Below are 15,130 nucleotides of genomic sequence, written 5' to 3'. Positions count from 1 at the left end.
GCTCGATGATGGCCGAAACACCGCGAACCGCGGAGCACACCTCCAGCCTGAAGATCTATTTCCGGCTGTTGAGCTACGTGAAACCCTATGCCGGCATTTTCCTGTTGAGCATCGTCGGTTTCGTGATCTTCGCCTCGACCCAGCCAATGCTGGCCGGCATTCTCAAGTATTTCGTCGATGGCCTGAGCAATCCGCAAGCGGTGTTGTTCCCTACCGTGCCCTACCTGCGCGACCTGCAGTTGCTGCAGGCGGTGCCACTGCTGATCATCCTGATCGCGGCCTGGCAGGGGTTGGGCTCGTTCCTGGGCAACTACTTCCTGGCCAAAGTGTCGTTGTGCCTGGTGCATGACCTGCGGGTCGAGTTGTTCAACAAATTGCTGGTGCTGCCCAACCGCTACTTCGACAACCACAACTCGGGCCATCTGATCTCGCGCATCACCTTCAACGTGACCATGGTCACCGGTGCCGCGACCGATGCGATCAAGGTGGTGATCCGCGAGGGCCTGACGGTTGTCTTCCTGTTTGCCTACCTGCTGTGGATGAACTGGCACCTGACCCTGGTCATGGTTGCCATCCTGCCGGTGATCGCGGTGATGGTCAGCGTCGCCAGCAAGAAATTCCGCAAGCAGAGCAAAAAAATCCAGGTGGCCATGGGGGATGTGACCCACGTCGCCTCCGAGACCATCCAGGGTTATCGCGTGGTGCGCAGCTTTGGTGGCGAGGCCTACGAACAGCAGCGCTTTGGCCGCGCCAGCCAGAGCAACACCGACAAGCAGCTGCGCATGACCAAGACCGGCTCGCTGTACACGCCGATGCTGCAACTGGTGATCTACAGCGCCATGGCCGCCTTGATGTTCCTGGTGCTGTACCTCCGTGGTGACTCCACCGCCGGTGACCTGGTGGCCTACATCACCGCAGCGGGCTTGTTGCCGAAACCGATTCGCCAGCTTTCCGAAGTCAGTTCGACCATCCAGAAAGGCCTGGCAGGCGCAGAAAGCATCTTCGAGCAGCTCGACGAAGAGCCTGAAGTGGACAGCGGCACCATCGAGAAGGCAAAGGTCGAAGGCCGTCTGGAAGTGCGTGATCTCAGCTTCACCTACCCAGGCACCGACCGTGAGGTGTTGAGCGACATCAGCTTCGTCGCCGAGCCGGGGCAGATGATCGCCCTGGTGGGCCGCTCTGGCAGTGGCAAGTCGACCCTGGCGGCATTGATTCCACGTTTCTATCACCACGACAAGGGGCAAATTCTGCTCGATGGCGTGGAGATCGAAAACTATCGCCTGCGCAACTTGCGTCGCCATGTTTCCCAGGTTACCCAGCACGTCACCTTGTTCAACGACACCGTCGCCAACAACATTGCCTACGGTGACCTGGCCGGTGCGCCGCGTGAACACATCGAGGCTGCGGCTGCAGATGCCTACGCCAAGGAGTTCGTCGACAAGCTGCCGAAGGGCTTCGACACCGAGGTCGGCGAGAACGGCGTGCTGCTCTCCGGCGGCCAGCGCCAACGCCTGGCCATTGCTCGGGCGCTGCTCAAGGACGCGCCGTTGTTGATTCTCGACGAGGCGACCTCGGCGCTGGATACCGAGTCCGAGCGGCACATCCAGGCGGCACTGGACCATGTGATGGAGGGCCGTACCACGTTGGTGATCGCCCACCGCCTGTCGACTATCGAAAAGGCCGACATGATCCTGGTCATGGACCAGGGCCGCCTGGTCGAGCGTGGCACCCATGCCGAGCTGCTTCAGGCTAATGGCCATTATGCCCGCCTGCATGCCATGGGCCTGGATGAGCCGGCCAAGGCCGATATCACCTGAACCTCTTTGATCGGGGCCGTGCCGGCCCCGATTGTCACCGGAATTTTCAAGGGCCCGATCTGGCCGTAAAGCCGTCGCTTGCCCTGTGCTAATATCCTGCCCCTGTTCATTATTTTCATATGGGTTGCCCATGAAGTTGTCCATGCCGCGTTTCGATCAAGCCCCGGTACTGGTGGTCGGCGATGTCATGCTCGACCGCTACTGGCATGGCGGTACTTCGCGTATCTCGCCTGAAGCGCCAGTCCCGGTGGTCAAGGTCGATCAGATCGAGGATCGCCCCGGCGGCGCGGCCAACGTTGCCTTGAACATCGCCGCCCTGGGTGCGCCCGCGTCGCTGATCGGTGTTACCGGCCAGGACGAGGCGGCCGACAGCCTGGCCAACAGCCTGCAAGCTGCGGGCGTGCGCTCGGTGTTCCAGCGCATCGCGCACCAGCCGACCATCGTCAAGCTGCGGGTCATGAGCCGCCACCAGCAGCTGCTGCGTATCGATTTCGAAGAACCGTTCGCCACCGACCCGCTCTCGCTGGGTACGGAGGTCGACAGCCTGCTCGATGGCGTCAAGGTGCTGGTGTTGTCCGACTATGGCAAAGGCGCGCTGAAGAACCACCAGAGCCTGATCCAGGCTGCACGCGCCAAGGGTATTCCAGTATTGGCCGACCCCAAGGGCAAGGATTTCTCCATTTACCGCGGCGCCAGCCTGATCACCCCGAACCTCAGCGAGTTCGAAACCATCGTTGGCCGTTGCGCCGATGAGGCAGAGCTGGTCGCCAAAGGCCTGCAGTTGCTGCTGGACCTGGACCTTGGCGCCTTGCTGGTGACCCGTGGCGAGCACGGCATGACCTTGTTGCGTACGGGCCACCCCGCACTGCACCTGCCGGCCCGCGCCCGCGAAGTGTTCGATGTCACCGGTGCCGGCGACACGGTGATCTCCACCCTCGCGGCGGCCATCGCGGCCGGTGAAGACCTGCCGCACGCGGTGGCCCTGGCCAACCTGGCGGCGGGTATCGTGGTCGGCAAGCTGGGTACCGCCGCCATCAGCGCCCCTGAGCTGCGCCGGGCGATCCAGCGCGAAGAGGGCTCCGAGCGCGGGGTGCTGGGCCTCGAGCAGTTGCTGCTGGCGATCGATGATGCGCGTGCGCACAACGAGAAGATCGTCTTCACCAACGGCTGCTTCGACATTCTGCATGCCGGCCATGTCACCTACCTGGAGCAGGCGCGTGCCCAGGGCGACCGGCTGATCGTCGCGGTCAACGACGATGCGTCGGTCAGCCGCCTGAAAGGCCCGGGCCGCCCGATCAACAGCGTCGACCGCCGCATGGCGGTGCTGGCAGGGCTGGGGGCGGTGGATTGGGTGATCAGCTTCCCCGAGGGTACGCCGGAAAACCTGCTGAGCCAGGTCAAGCCGGATGTGCTGGTCAAGGGCGGCGACTATGGCATCGACCAGGTGGTGGGTGCCGACATCGTCAAGGCCTATGGCGGCACCGTGAAGGTGCTGGGGCTCGTCGAGAACAGCTCGACCACAGCCATTGTCGAGAAGATCCGCAAAAACTGATGTAACTGGGGCCGCGTTGCGGCCCCAGTGTTACTTGTGCAACGAAGTCCGCGCCTTGGCCAGCAATGCCCGCGCCTTGTCGCCAAACCGCTGCAGATGTGAAGCCCGCCCGGGCTTGGCCTCCACCAACCCTTGCTGCTTCACCCAATCCCGCCAGCGAATCCGCTCATCCCTGACCACCCAACCTTCTTGCCGGGCAAAGCTCTCGGCCAGGTACAGCCCGCGTGTGCTCGCCGGCACCAGCTCGTCCTTTTTCAGCGTGTAGAGTTCGGCCAACGGTTGCCCGTCCTTCAAGGGCATCAGGTACAGGTCCGGCCGTTTGCGATTGAGCCGGGCCACCAACTGGTCGCCTTCCAGGCGTTCATCGACATGGAACAGGCTGAGCTTCTTGGCGTCCCTGGGCACCTGCAGGCGCATGTCATAGATGAGCTGCAACGAGGCGGTCGGCAAATGCACATAGGCCCGTGGCCGTTCGAGCAGCATCAGGTTGGCGCAGTGCACCGGCCGTGCGGCACCAGACTCCGGCGTCAGCACAAACGGCAGCGCTTCGCGGTAGTGCAGAGCGGCGGCGTAGGGGGCCGGCAGCCAGGTGTCATTGAAACGCCCACCCAGCCAGCCTTCCGGGGTTTCCAGCAGGCATTCTTCGGCCACTTCCTGCACGGCGGTGTGCAGCGGCAAGTTGAGTTCTTGGGCGGGGACGTAGCCAGAAATCAGCTTCAGCACCACGTCGCCGCGGTCCTGGCGCCGCTGACGGACCAATACCCAGTAGTCACGGTTTTGCCAGTGCAGGGTCAGGCGTACCGAGACACCCAGGTTGGCAAGCTCGGCCACGAAGCGCTGCGTGTCGGGCAGCTGGATGGCACGGCGCCGCTGTTGGGTCTGGGCGAAGTTCAGCGGCATGCCGATGCTTTGGTAAACCAGGCCTTCGGCGGTGGCCTCGACATGCAGCGGCAGTGTCTTGAAGTTGCTCGGGTTCTTGCGGATCAGCGTTCGCGGCACGAGGTTCCTCCTCCTGTCGGACGCCCGCGAGGGCGGCTCAATGCTGGCCCAGAATTCGGGCGACGGTGGCCACGTTATGGGCCAGGTGCAACGGATTGATGGTGCCGACGATAGCACTGCTGACGCCCGGGTGGGAAAACAGCAGCTCGAAGCTGGCCTGCACCGGGTCGACCCCGGGTGCCAGGCAGATGTGCCCGCTGGCCAGGGCCTTCTTCACCAGGATCGCCTTGCCGTGTTCGGCAGCGTAGTCCAGCACCGGGCGTTCTGCCTGCTCGTTCAGGTTATAGGTGACCATGGCGCAGTCGCCCTGTTCCAAGGCCTTGAGACCACCTGCGACGGTCTTGCCCGACAGCCCGAAGCCAAGGATCTTGCCTTCTTGCTTAAGGGCCGCAAGTGTCTGGTAGACCTCCTGCTGCTCGAGGATCGCCAGGTCATTACCGTCGGAATGCACCAGCACCAGCTCGATGTGGTCGGTTTCCAGGCGGCGCAGGCTGCGCTCCACTGAGCGGCGGGTGTGGGCGGCGCTGAAGTCGAAGTGCGAGCTGCCGTTGTCGAACTCTTCACCGACCTTGCTGACGATCACCCACGCATCACGCTGGCCGCGCAGCAGCGGGCCAAGGCGCTCTTCACTGCGGCCATAGGCCGGCGCGGTGTCGATCAGGTTGATGCCCAGTTCGCGGGCCTGGGCCAGCAGCATGCGGGCTTCGTCATCATCGGGGATGGTGAAGCCGGTGGGGTATTTCACGCCTTGGTCGCGGCCAAGCTTGACCGTGCCCAGGCCCAGGGGCGAGACCTTGAGGCCGGTACTGCCCAGGGGGCGATGGAAGTCGTGCAGGGTCGGCAGGCTCATGGCAGCAGTCGCTCCCAGGCAGGCACGCCCAGCGCAGGGCGCGGCAGGCCACTGAGGTCGGCCTGGGCGCCTGGGCGGATGCCGTCGCGTTCAAACATGGCGATTACCCGGTCGCTGAAGTCCGGGGCCAGCGCCAGCTTGGTCGGCCAGCCCACCAGCAGGCGTTGCTGGTCGGCGATAAAGGCGTTGTCCGGGCGCACCAGGCCCGACTGCGCGGGCTCGGCGCGATCCACGCGCAGGGTTGCCCAGCGGACCTGACCTTGGTCGACCCAGGGCAGCAGGTTGGCGATTTCCTTTTGCGCCGCGGCAATCTGCGCGGCCGGCTCGCGGGCCACGCCATCGGCCTCGGCCAGGTCGCCGCCGAGGTACCAGACCCACTGGCCATCGGCCGCCGGGTGGGTGGTAATGGTGACCCGTGGCTTGGGCCCGCCGCCCAGGCAGTGCGCATACAGCGGCTTGAGGTTCGGCCCCTTGGCCATGACCATGTGCAAGGGGCGGCGCTGCATGGCCGGCTGGCTCAGGCCCAGCGCATGCAACAGGTCTTCGGTGCCGGCGCCGGCGCTGAGCACGATACGCTGCGCGCGGATTTCACGGTCGTCCACGCGCAAACCCACCAGCTCATCGCCGTCACGCAGGGGTTCGATGCGCTCGCCGGCGAGCAGGCTGTCGCCGGCCAGTTCGGCCAGGTTGGCCAGCAGGCTGGGCACGTCGATGACCAGTTCCGCCAGGCGATAGACCTTGCCCTTGAAGGCGCGGTCCTGCAGGGCCGGCGGTAGTTGCTCGCCCTTGACCTGATCGACCCGGCCGCGCACGGCCTTGCTGGCGAAGAAACTGGTGAGGTTGCCGGCCAGGGTGCCGGGGGACCACAGGTAGTGTGCCTCGGACAGCAGGCGGGTGTTGCCCAGCGGCAGTTCGCCATTGCCCGCCAAAGCCTCCCGCCAGCGCCGCGGCATGTCGGCGATGGCTTCAGAGGCGCCGGTCAGGGCGCCGTGCAGGGCGTACTTGGTGCCGCCGTGGATGATGCCCTGAGACTTGATGGTCTGCTCGCCACCGAGGCTGGCGCGCTCCACCAGCACGGTCGAAAAGCCCTGACGGCGCAACCGGGCATTGAGCCAGAGGCCTGCGACCCCGGCGCCGACGATCAGTACGTCAGTGGAAATGGCGGTTGGCATGGCGGTACCTCGAAGACTGGGACAGCTGGCAAGTATACAGCCCGTATCAATGCCCGGCAGTCTTCGAGAACAGCTGAATCACCACCACCCCACCGACGATCATCGCCATGCCCAGCATTGCCGGTACATCCAGCTTCTGCCCATAGATCACCAGTGCCGCCACGCTGATCAGCACAATGCCCAGCCCCGACCAGATGGCATAGGCGATCCCCACCGGAATGCTGCGCACCACCAGGGTCAGCATCCAGAACGCGATGCCGTAGCCGACCACCATCAGCAGCAACGGCAGAGGCGTGCTGAACCCCTTCACCGCTTTCATGGAGGCAGTGGCGATGACTTCGGCGCAGATGGCGATGGCAAGGTAGGTGTAGGCGTTCATGGCGGTTCTCCGGTGACTGGTCGGGCATTCTAGACGTTGCCTGGATGGGGTAAAGTCATTACCTATCACCCATGGAGATAGGTTGATGGCCGAACAGTGGAACCTCGAGCAACTACGCACCTTCGTGCGCGTTGTTGAACTGCGCTCGTTCTCCGCCGTTGCCCGTGAACAGCGCAAGGCCCAGTCGGCGGTGAGCAACGCCATCGCCCTGCTGGAGGCGGACCTGGGCGTAACCCTGTTCGAACGCAGCAGCGGCCGCCAGCCCAAGCTGACCGAAAACGGCACCGCGCTGCTGGAGGACGCCCGTGAATTGCTGCGCCAATGCGAGCGCCTGGACGGGCGCGCCTTGGCCCTGATGCGCGGGCAGGAAGCCCTGTTGCGGGTCGCCCAGGACGAGGCGATGCCTTATCAGCCCGTCATCGACAGCCTGGACGAGCTGGCCAGCCGCTACCCGTACCTGGATGTGCAACTGGCCAGCGCCGCCCAGGGTGATGTGGCGCGCAAGCTGGTGGAGCGGCGCGCCGACCTTGGCCTGTTTTTTCATCATGAAAGCATGCCGGCGTCGCTGGAGCGTCGTGCCCTGGGCAGTGTGGAAATGGTCACGGTGTGCGCGGTCGGCCATCCGCTCGCGCAGCAGGCAAGGGTCAGCCGCCAGCAGTTGGCACGCCACCGGCAGTTATTGATCACCCCGCAGCAGAGTGGCTACCCCGGCGGCGAAGCGATCAGCCCGCAGGTCTGGCGTGCCGACAGCTTCTACGCCATGGCTGAACTGCTGATGCGCGGCCTGGGTTGGGCCTGGCTGCCCCGGCATGTGGTGCAGTACCCCACCTACCAGGCGCAAATGGTCGAGCTTGCCAGCGAGTGGCGGCCGCCGGCGCTGGTCGTCGAGCTGGCCTGGCGCCGTGACGAGCCGTTGGGGCCGGCCGCGCAATGGCTGGCCGAGCGCTTTGCGGTGCACCTGCGCGCGATCGGGTAAACTTCGCCGCCATGAACAGAACTCTCTATACCTTGCTGTTTCACCTGGGCCTGCCACTGGTTGCGCTGCGCCTGTTCCTGCGGGCGCGCAAGGCACCGGCCTACGGCCAGCGCATCGGCGAGCGCTTCGCCTTCAACCTGCCGGCCATGCAGCGGGGCGGCATCTGGGTGCATGCCGTGTCGGTGGGTGAAAGCATCGCCGCCGCACCCATGGTGCGGGCGCTGCTCAAGGCCTACCCAGGCCTGCCGATCACGCTTACCTGCATGACCCCGACCGGTTCCGAACGCATTCGCGCCATGTTTGCCGACGAACCGCGCGTGCAGCATTGCTACCTGCCCTACGACCTGCCATGGGCCGCCGGGCGTTTTCTCGACCATGTGCAGCCGAAGCTGGGCATCATCATGGAAACCGAGTTGTGGCCTAACCACATCCACCAGTGTGCCAAGCGGGGCATCCCGGTGGCGCTGGCCAATGCCCGGTTGTCCGAGCGCTCCGCCCGTGGTTATGCGCGTTTCGCCAAGCTGACCCGGCCGATGCTCGCCGAGATGAGCCTGATCGCGGTGCAAACCGACACCGAAGCGCAGCGCTTTCGCAACCTGGGCGCGCTGCCTGCGTGTGTGCAGGTGACCGGTTCGATCAAGTTCGACCTGAAGGTCGATGACCAACTGCTGCCGCGCGCCAGGGCGCTGCGCGAGCAATGGGGCGCAAGCCAGCGCCCGGTGTGGATCGCCGCCAGCACCCATGAAGGTGAGGATGCCTTGATCCTGCAGGCCCATCGGGCGTTGCTGCAGGTGCACGGCGATGCCCTGCTGATACTGGTGCCGCGCCACCCTGAGCGGTTCAATTCGGTGCATGCCCTGTGTGCCGAGCAGTTCGCCACCGTGCGCCGTTCAACCGGTGCCGCAGTCGATAACCAGACCCGCGTACTGCTCGGCGATACCATGGGCGAGTTGCTGTTCCTCTATGCACTGGCCGACATCGCCTTCGTCGGCGGCAGCCTGGTCGCCACTGGCGGGCACAACCCGCTGGAACCGGCAGCGCTGGCATTGCCGGTGATCATGGGGCCACATGTGTTCAACTTCCTTGAAATCAGCGCGATGCTGAAGGCAGCCGGGGCGTTGCAGCAGGTCGAGGATGTCGAAGGGCTGGCCGAGGCGGTACGGCGGCTGATCGAATTGCCGCAGGATCGTCAGCGCATGGGCGAGGCGGGCAGGGCGGTGATGCAGGCCAATCAGGGGGCCTTGCAGCGGTTGCTGGATGGGCTGGGTGCGCTTATTCGCTGATTCTGGTTCTGGCTTCCTCGCGGTTTTACCCGCGAAGAAGCCCTACCCATCTCAAGGCCTGCGTTCGAAGTTCTTCGCTGCAGCTGCCGCCAGGTCTGGTGGCAGGAAGTCCTTGTCCGGGTTGTAGTCCGGTTTCAGATACCGCCCCAGGTCCTGCAGGTCTTGCGGGCTCAGGGTGCCGGCCGCTTGCTTGAGGCTCAGGTTGTCGAGAATGTAGTCATAGCGGCTGTTGTTGTAGTCACGCACCGAGGTGTACAGCTGGCGTTGGGCGTCGAGCACGTCGACGATGTTGCGGGTACCGACCTGGTAGCCGATTTCGGTGGCTTCCAGCGCGCTCTGGTTGGAAATGATCGACTGCTTGCGCGCCTGCACCTGTTCCACATCGGTATTCACCGCACGGTGCAGGTTGCGCGTGTTCTCTACCACCTGGCGGCGCAGGCTTTCGCGCTGTTGCTCGCTCTGGCTCAGGCGCTGGTAGGCCTCGCGCACTTGCGAACTGGTCAGGCCGCCGCTGTAGATCGGAATATTCAGCTGCAGGCCGATGCTGGTCTGCTCGACGTCGCCGCTGTAACGCACGCCCAGTTGCGAAGGGTTGGTGAAGCCGAGGCTGTCGTTGTCACCCTTTTGGTACTTGGCCACCGCATCCAGGGTCGGGGCATGGCCGGCCTTGCGCTGGCGCAGGGTTTCTTCAGCGGCGTTGACGGCGTAGTTGGTCGCCAGCAGGTTGAGGTTCTGCCGCCCGGCGGTCTCGACCCAGGCTTTGGCATCGTTGGGCGTGGGCACCTGAATCGGCAGGGTGTGGACAACGCCCTGGATCGACGCGTACTCGCGGTTGGTCAGGGTCACCAGGGCTTCGAAGGCATCCTGTACCTGGCGCTCGGCGATGATCCGGTTGGCGCGGGCGGTGTCGTAGCTGGCCTGGGACTGCAAGACGTCGGTCTTGTCGGAAAGGCCCACGTCGAAACGCTCGTTGGACTGGTCGAGCTGGCGCTTGAAGGCTGATTCTTCAGCCTTGGTCGCGGCCAGGTTGTCCTGGGCGCGCAGCACCGCAAAATAGTTTTGCGCCGTCTGTAGAATGAGGTTCTGCTCGGTGGCCGACAGCTCAAGCGCTGCCTGCTCGTTGACCGCCTCGGCGGCCTGCAACTGGAACCAGCGGTCGGCACGGAACACCGGCTGCGCCAGGGTCGCACTCCAGGCGTTGCCGCTGCGGTTGGAAGTCATCGACGGTTCGTCGAGCTTGGTACGGGTGTTCAACATTTCGGCACCGGCCGACAGGTTCGGCAGCAGGCCGGCGCGGGCCTGCGGTACCACCTCGCGGCGGGCGCCATAATCGGCGCGGGCCGCTGCAAGGTCGGCGTTGTTGTCGACCGCCTCCTGGTAGACGCTGACCAGGTCGGTCTTCACCGTCATGGGCACATCCGCTGCCCAGACCACTCCGTTGGACGCACAAGACACGGCTATCGCCAGTGAGAGTTTGCGCAGCATAGAGGCAATCCTTGTACGAAAATTAATTACTGAACTGTTGAGTATCGAGCGATGGGCCAGTGTAGTGCCATGCGCCCCCGGCAACAATCGCCCAGTGCGCCTTTCATCATCCCCGCATTTACCCGCTTGGCTTTGCCGGCCACTCCAGTCTAGACTGCGCATGTTCTTGTCGGGGTGCCTTGTTGCAAAGGCTGAGATCGGAAGTTCCGGATCCCGTTGAACCTGATCAGGTTAGCGCCTGCGTAGGGAACAAGATTGCTCGCTTTCCCGGTGAGCCTCTTGTGCCAGGTCCGGGATTGTCGCCGCTGTAAAAAGCGCAAGGCACCCCCATGTCCGGCACTGCATCCATCTCTGGGTGCGTCCGCGTCTTTCAGGTTCTCCCCGACATTCCATCCGCTAGGAAGCTGTCTGGAGAGCCCGTGATGAGCAAACAAGAAAAAACGATCAACCTCAGCGAATCGGCACAAGTCGATCAGCAGTCCGTGCAACCGTTCCCCCGTTCGCGCAAGGTCTATGTCGAGGGCTCTCGCCCGGACATCCGCGTGCCCATGCGCGAAATCAGCCTGCACGACACCCCGACCGACTTCGGCGGCGAAACCAATGCCCCGGTGCTGGTCTACGACACTTCCGGCCCGTACACCGACCCTGACGTCATCATCGACGTGCGCAAGGGCCTGGCCGACGTCCGTTCGGCCTGGATCGACGCCCGCGGCGACACCGAACGCCTGGGCGGCCTGACCTCGAACTTCGGCCAACAGCGCCTGAACGATGCAGAGCTGGCCAAGCTGCGCTTCAACCACGTGCGCAACCCGCGCCGCGCCAAGGCTGGCGTCAACGTCTCGCAGATGCACTACGCCCGCCAGGGCATCATCACCGCCGAGATGGAATACGTGGCCATCCGCGAGAACATGAAGCTGCAGGAAGCCCGCGCTGCCGGCCTGCTCGACCAGCAGCACGCCGGCCACAGCTTCGGCGCCAATATCCCGAAAGAAATCACCCCCGAATTCGTCCGCGAAGAAATCGCCCGCGGCCGCGCGATCATCCCGGCCAACATCAACCACACCGAGCTGGAACCGATGATCATCGGCCGCAACTTCCTGGTGAAGATCAACGGCAACATCGGCAACAGTGCGCTGGGGTCCTCGATCGAGGAAGAAGTGGCCAAGTTGACCTGGGGCATTCGCTGGGGCTCGGACACGGTCATGGACCTGTCCACCGGCAAGCACATTCACGAAACCCGCGAGTGGATCATCCGTAACTCGCCGGTGCCGATCGGTACCGTGCCGATCTACCAAGCCCTGGAAAAAGTCGGCGGCGTCGCCGAAGACCTGACCTGGGAGCTGTTCCGCGACACCCTGATCGAGCAGGCCGAGCAGGGCGTGGACTACTTCACCATCCATGCCGGCGTGCTGCTGCGGTATGTACCGCTGACCGCCAAGCGCGTCACCGGCATCGTCAGCCGGGGTGGCTCGATCATGGCCAAGTGGTGCCTGGCGCATCATCAGGAAAACTTCCTGTACACCCACTTCGACGAAATCTGCGAAATCATGAAGGCCTACGACGTCAGCTTCTCGCTGGGCGACGGCCTGCGCCCGGGCTCGATTGCCGACGCCAACGACGCTGCACAGTTCGGTGAGCTGGAAACCCTAGGCGAACTGACCAAGATCGCCTGGAAGCACGACGTGCAGTGCATGATCGAAGGCCCAGGCCACGTGCCGATGCAGTTGATCAAGGAGAACATGGACAAGCAGCTGGAATGCTGCGACGAGGCGCCGTTCTACACCCTCGGCCCGCTGACCACCGACATTGCGCCGGGTTACGACCACATCACCTCGGGTATCGGCGCGGCGATGATCGGCTGGTTCGGTTGCGCCATGCTCTGCTACGTGACGCCCAAGGAGCACCTGGGCCTGCCGAACAAGGACGACGTCAAGACCGGCATCATCACCTACAAGATCGCCGCCCATGCCGCCGACCTTGCCAAGGGCCACCCGGGCGCGCAGATTCGTGACAACGCCTTGTCCAAGGCGCGTTTCGAGTTCCGTTGGGAAGACCAGTTCAACCTTGGCCTGGACCCAGACACCGCTCGCGCGTACCACGACGAAACCCTGCCCAAGGAGTCGGCCAAGGTCGCGCACTTCTGTTCGATGTGCGGGCCGAAGTTCTGCTCGATGAAGATCACCCAGGAAGTGCGTGAATACGCCGCCAAGATCGAAACCGTGGACGTGACGGTTGCAGATGGCATGCGTGAGCAGGCCGAGCGGTTCCGCCAGGAAGGCAGCCAGCTGTACAAAAAAGTCTGACTGCAAAACTGCCCTCTGTAGGAGCGGCCTTGCGTCGCGAAAAGGGGGCGCGAAGCGGCCCCGGCACGATCAGCGGCGAAGCTGAAACCGGGGGGCCGCTTCGCGCCCCTTTCGCGACGCAAGGCCGCTCCTACAGCGACCGTGTTCAACCACCTTTAATGCCGAGTGTCTGCAAGCATGACCACCCCCAGCCAATTCTCCCCCGACCACCCGGTCCCCACCCAGCAACGCATCTTTGGCGCACGTGACCTGTTCGCGCTGTGGTTCTCCCTCGGCATCGGCCTGATGGTGCTGCAGGTCGGCGCCATGCTGGCACCAGGCCTGGGCCTTGCCGGCGCGGTACTGGCCATCGCGCTGGGCACCGGTGTGGGTGTGCTGTTGCTAGGGGCTGCCGGGGTTATCGGCAGCGACACCGGCCTGTCCGCCATGGGCACCCTGCGCCTGAGCCTGGGCAGCCATGGCGCGCGTTTGCCGGCACTGCTCAACCTGCTGCAACTGGTCGGTTGGGGCGCCTTCGAGATCATCGTCATGCGCGATGCCGCCAGCCTGCTGGGCGCGCGGGCGTTCGGTGAAGACAGTGCCTGGAACAGTCCGGTGCTGTGGACCCTGTGCTTCGGTGCGCTGGCCACTGTGTTGGCAGTCAGCGGGCCACTGGCTTTCGTGCGCAAGGTGCTGCGCGCCTGGGGTATCTGGTTGTTGATGGGCGCTTGCCTGTGGCTGACCTGGAACCTGTTTGCCAAGGCCGACCTGGCTGAGCTGTGGAGCCGCGCCGGGGATGGCTCTATGTCGCTGGCGGTGGGTTTTGACATCGTCATCGCCATGCCGCTGTCCTGGTTGCCGTTGATCGCCGACTACTCGCGCTTCGCCCGCAATGGCAAGCATGTGTTCGGCGGCACGGTAGTTGGGTACTTTATCGGCAACACCTGGCTGATGAGCCTGGGCGTGGCCTACACCCTGGCCTTTGCCGCCAGCGGCGAAGTCAATGCCCTGCTGCTGGCCCTGGCTGGCGCCGGCATGGGTATTCCGCTGCTGCTCATTCTGCTGGACGAGTCGGAAAAGGCCTTCGCCGACATCCATTCGGCAGCGGTTTCAACCGGGGTGCTTTTGCCACTGAAGGTCGAGCACCTGGCGCTGGCCATCGGCGTGCTGTGCACCCTGATCGCCCTGCTGGCGCCGCTGGCCCAGTACGAAAACTTCCTGCTGCTGATCGGTTCGGTGTTCGCACCGCTGTTCGGCGTGGTGCTGATGGACCACTACGTGATCCGCCGCCGGCGCTTGCCGGCGCGGGTCGATGGCTTGCACTGGCAGGCGTTGCTGGCCTGGGCCGCGGGGGTGGCGGCTTATCATCTGATCGCCGCGCAAGCGCCGGACCTGGGTGCGACCCTGCCAGCGCTGGTGCTGGCAGGTGTGCTGCATGCGCTACTGAGCTTCAGCCGCGGCCGGGAAACAGCTCAGGCTTGATCACGCCGTTCAGGCGCGGGTAGGGGATCTTCAGCTCGACGTGGCCCATGGAGTAGGGCGCGATGGCATAGACCTCATACTTGACCACCACCGCGCCGTACGTCAGGGCGACGTGCGGCGACTTCTTGAAGGGCCAGGTCTTGATGAATTCGGCGTCCTTGTCCATGCCCACGCTGATCATCCACGCGCGGTGCGACTCTTCGACGGTTTTCCAGAAGGTCTCTTCCTGGCCTGGCACCAGCATGTCCTGCAGGGTCAGGACTTTGTCCAGTTTGCGCGAATAGTTGATGAAGCCACGCCCCGGCATGCCGTGGGCACCCCCGCTGTCCAGGTAGCTGGACAGTTCGATGATCACCAGTCCGTCATGCTGCTCGCGTACCTTAGCCTGCAGGTAGCTGCTGTTGCGCTTGTCGGCGCTGGCCAGGTACTGCTGCTCGTACGCCTGCAAGGTGGTTGGCGCGGCGCCACGCTGGTTGTCTTCGGTCAGTTGCAGCAGGCGCTGTTCGACGATGCCGTCGAGCTTGGGCAGGGCCGGGAAGTGAATGGTGTCGATGTTCACCAGGGGGCAGTCGCTTTCGCTGCAGCCGGGTTTGACGTGCTCCCAGGCGTCACGCTTGACCTCGAGCGGTGCCCGGTAATTAGGCGTGAACAGGCTCTGGCAGGCACCCAGGGCCAGTGCCAGCACGGCCACGGAAGTCAGTTTGACAAGTGTCATGATGATCCTTGCAGAACAGGGAAAAGTCGGCCTTTGACCGTCGGCGCGGCCTTCAGTTCGCCACTAAGCTAACAGACAGAAGGCGCGCTGTCCCGAGTGCGCGAACGGTTGCTGGAAACGGATGAAAGAGGCCGGCAG

General features: G+C 64.2%; 12 protein-coding genes and 1 riboswitch. Of the genes, 6 read left to right on the top strand and 6 right to left on the bottom strand.

What is annotated here, in order from left to right:
- The first annotated feature begins 8 nt into the window (after positions 1–8).
- Both msbA and hldE read left to right on the top strand, forming a co-directional pair.
- Positions 9–1,817, top strand: a complete 1,809-nt coding sequence (gene msbA, locus PC358_RS19100) for a lipid A export permease/ATP-binding protein MsbA (protein WP_033702580.1) — start codon at positions 9–11, stop codon at positions 1,815–1,817.
- 130 nt (positions 1,818–1,947) lie between these two features.
- Positions 1,948–3,369: a bifunctional D-glycero-beta-D-manno-heptose-7-phosphate kinase/D-glycero-beta-D-manno-heptose 1-phosphate adenylyltransferase HldE gene (hldE, locus tag PC358_RS19095; RefSeq protein WP_033701849.1), complete on the top strand. Its 1,422-nt coding sequence runs from the start codon at positions 1,948–1,950 to the stop codon at positions 3,367–3,369.
- 30 nt (positions 3,370–3,399) lie between these two features.
- Here hldE and PC358_RS19090 read toward each other — a convergent pair whose 3' ends face one another.
- The 4 genes from PC358_RS19090 to PC358_RS19075 are packed head-to-tail and all read right to left on the bottom strand — an operon-like array spanning position 3,400 to position 6,769.
- Positions 3,400–4,368, bottom strand: a complete 969-nt coding sequence (locus PC358_RS19090; RefSeq protein ID WP_033701848.1) for a hypothetical protein — start codon at positions 4,366–4,368, stop codon at positions 3,400–3,402.
- 37 nt (positions 4,369–4,405) lie between these two features.
- On the bottom strand, positions 4,406–5,218 hold the full coding sequence (locus PC358_RS19085; protein ID WP_033701847.1) for an aldo/keto reductase: 813 nt from the start codon (positions 5,216–5,218) through the stop codon (positions 4,406–4,408).
- On the bottom strand, positions 5,215–6,390 hold the full coding sequence (locus tag PC358_RS19080) for an NAD(P)/FAD-dependent oxidoreductase (protein ID WP_033701846.1): 1,176 nt from the start codon (positions 6,388–6,390) through the stop codon (positions 5,215–5,217). Before PC358_RS19080 ends, PC358_RS19085 begins: the two co-directional genes overlap by 4 nt.
- Positions 6,391–6,436: 46 nt before the next feature.
- Positions 6,437–6,769: a DMT family transporter gene (locus PC358_RS19075; RefSeq protein WP_033701845.1), complete on the bottom strand. Its 333-nt coding sequence runs from the start codon at positions 6,767–6,769 to the stop codon at positions 6,437–6,439.
- An 85-nt stretch (positions 6,770–6,854) separates the two neighbouring features.
- Between PC358_RS19075 and PC358_RS19070 the strand changes: the two genes are divergently transcribed.
- Both PC358_RS19070 and waaA read left to right on the top strand, forming a co-directional pair.
- Positions 6,855–7,745, top strand: a complete 891-nt coding sequence (locus PC358_RS19070; protein WP_033701844.1) for a LysR family transcriptional regulator — start codon at positions 6,855–6,857, stop codon at positions 7,743–7,745.
- A gap of 11 nt (positions 7,746–7,756) precedes the next feature.
- Positions 7,757–9,028, top strand: a complete 1,272-nt coding sequence (gene waaA, locus PC358_RS19065; RefSeq protein ID WP_033701843.1) for a lipid IV(A) 3-deoxy-D-manno-octulosonic acid transferase — start codon at positions 7,757–7,759, stop codon at positions 9,026–9,028.
- 51 nt (positions 9,029–9,079) lie between these two features.
- On the opposite strand, the gene PC358_RS19060 is transcribed toward waaA, so the two are convergent.
- Positions 9,080–10,513, bottom strand: coding sequence for a TolC family outer membrane protein (locus tag PC358_RS19060; protein WP_033701841.1), 1,434 nt, complete (start codon positions 10,511–10,513; stop codon positions 9,080–9,082).
- Positions 10,514–10,673: 160 nt separating this feature from the next.
- Positions 10,674–10,779: riboswitch (TPP riboswitch) on the top strand.
- 156 nt (positions 10,780–10,935) lie between these two features.
- On the opposite strand from PC358_RS19060, the gene thiC reads away from it, so the two are divergent.
- Positions 10,936–12,816 (top strand): phosphomethylpyrimidine synthase ThiC, encoded by a 1,881-nt coding sequence (gene thiC, locus PC358_RS19055; protein WP_033701840.1) that lies wholly within the window; start codon positions 10,936–10,938, stop codon positions 12,814–12,816.
- Positions 12,817–12,993: 177 nt separating this feature from the next.
- Positions 12,994–14,277 (top strand): putative hydroxymethylpyrimidine transporter CytX, encoded by a 1,284-nt coding sequence (cytX, locus tag PC358_RS19050; protein WP_033701839.1) that lies wholly within the window; start codon positions 12,994–12,996, stop codon positions 14,275–14,277.
- Here cytX and PC358_RS19045 read toward each other — a convergent pair.
- Positions 14,246–14,992 (bottom strand): RsiV family protein, encoded by a 747-nt coding sequence (locus PC358_RS19045; RefSeq protein WP_033701838.1) that lies wholly within the window; start codon positions 14,990–14,992, stop codon positions 14,246–14,248. The two genes, cytX and PC358_RS19045, sit on opposite strands and share 32 nt — an antisense overlap.
- Between the last annotated feature and the right edge of the window lie 138 nt (positions 14,993–15,130).

This window comes from Pseudomonas capeferrum (genome assembly GCF_000731675.1).
Lineage (GTDB): Bacteria > Pseudomonadota > Gammaproteobacteria > Pseudomonadales > Pseudomonadaceae > Aquipseudomonas > Aquipseudomonas capeferrum.
The sequence above is the reverse complement of the archived record's forward strand: the minus strand, read 5'-3'. Positions and strand labels throughout refer to the sequence as shown.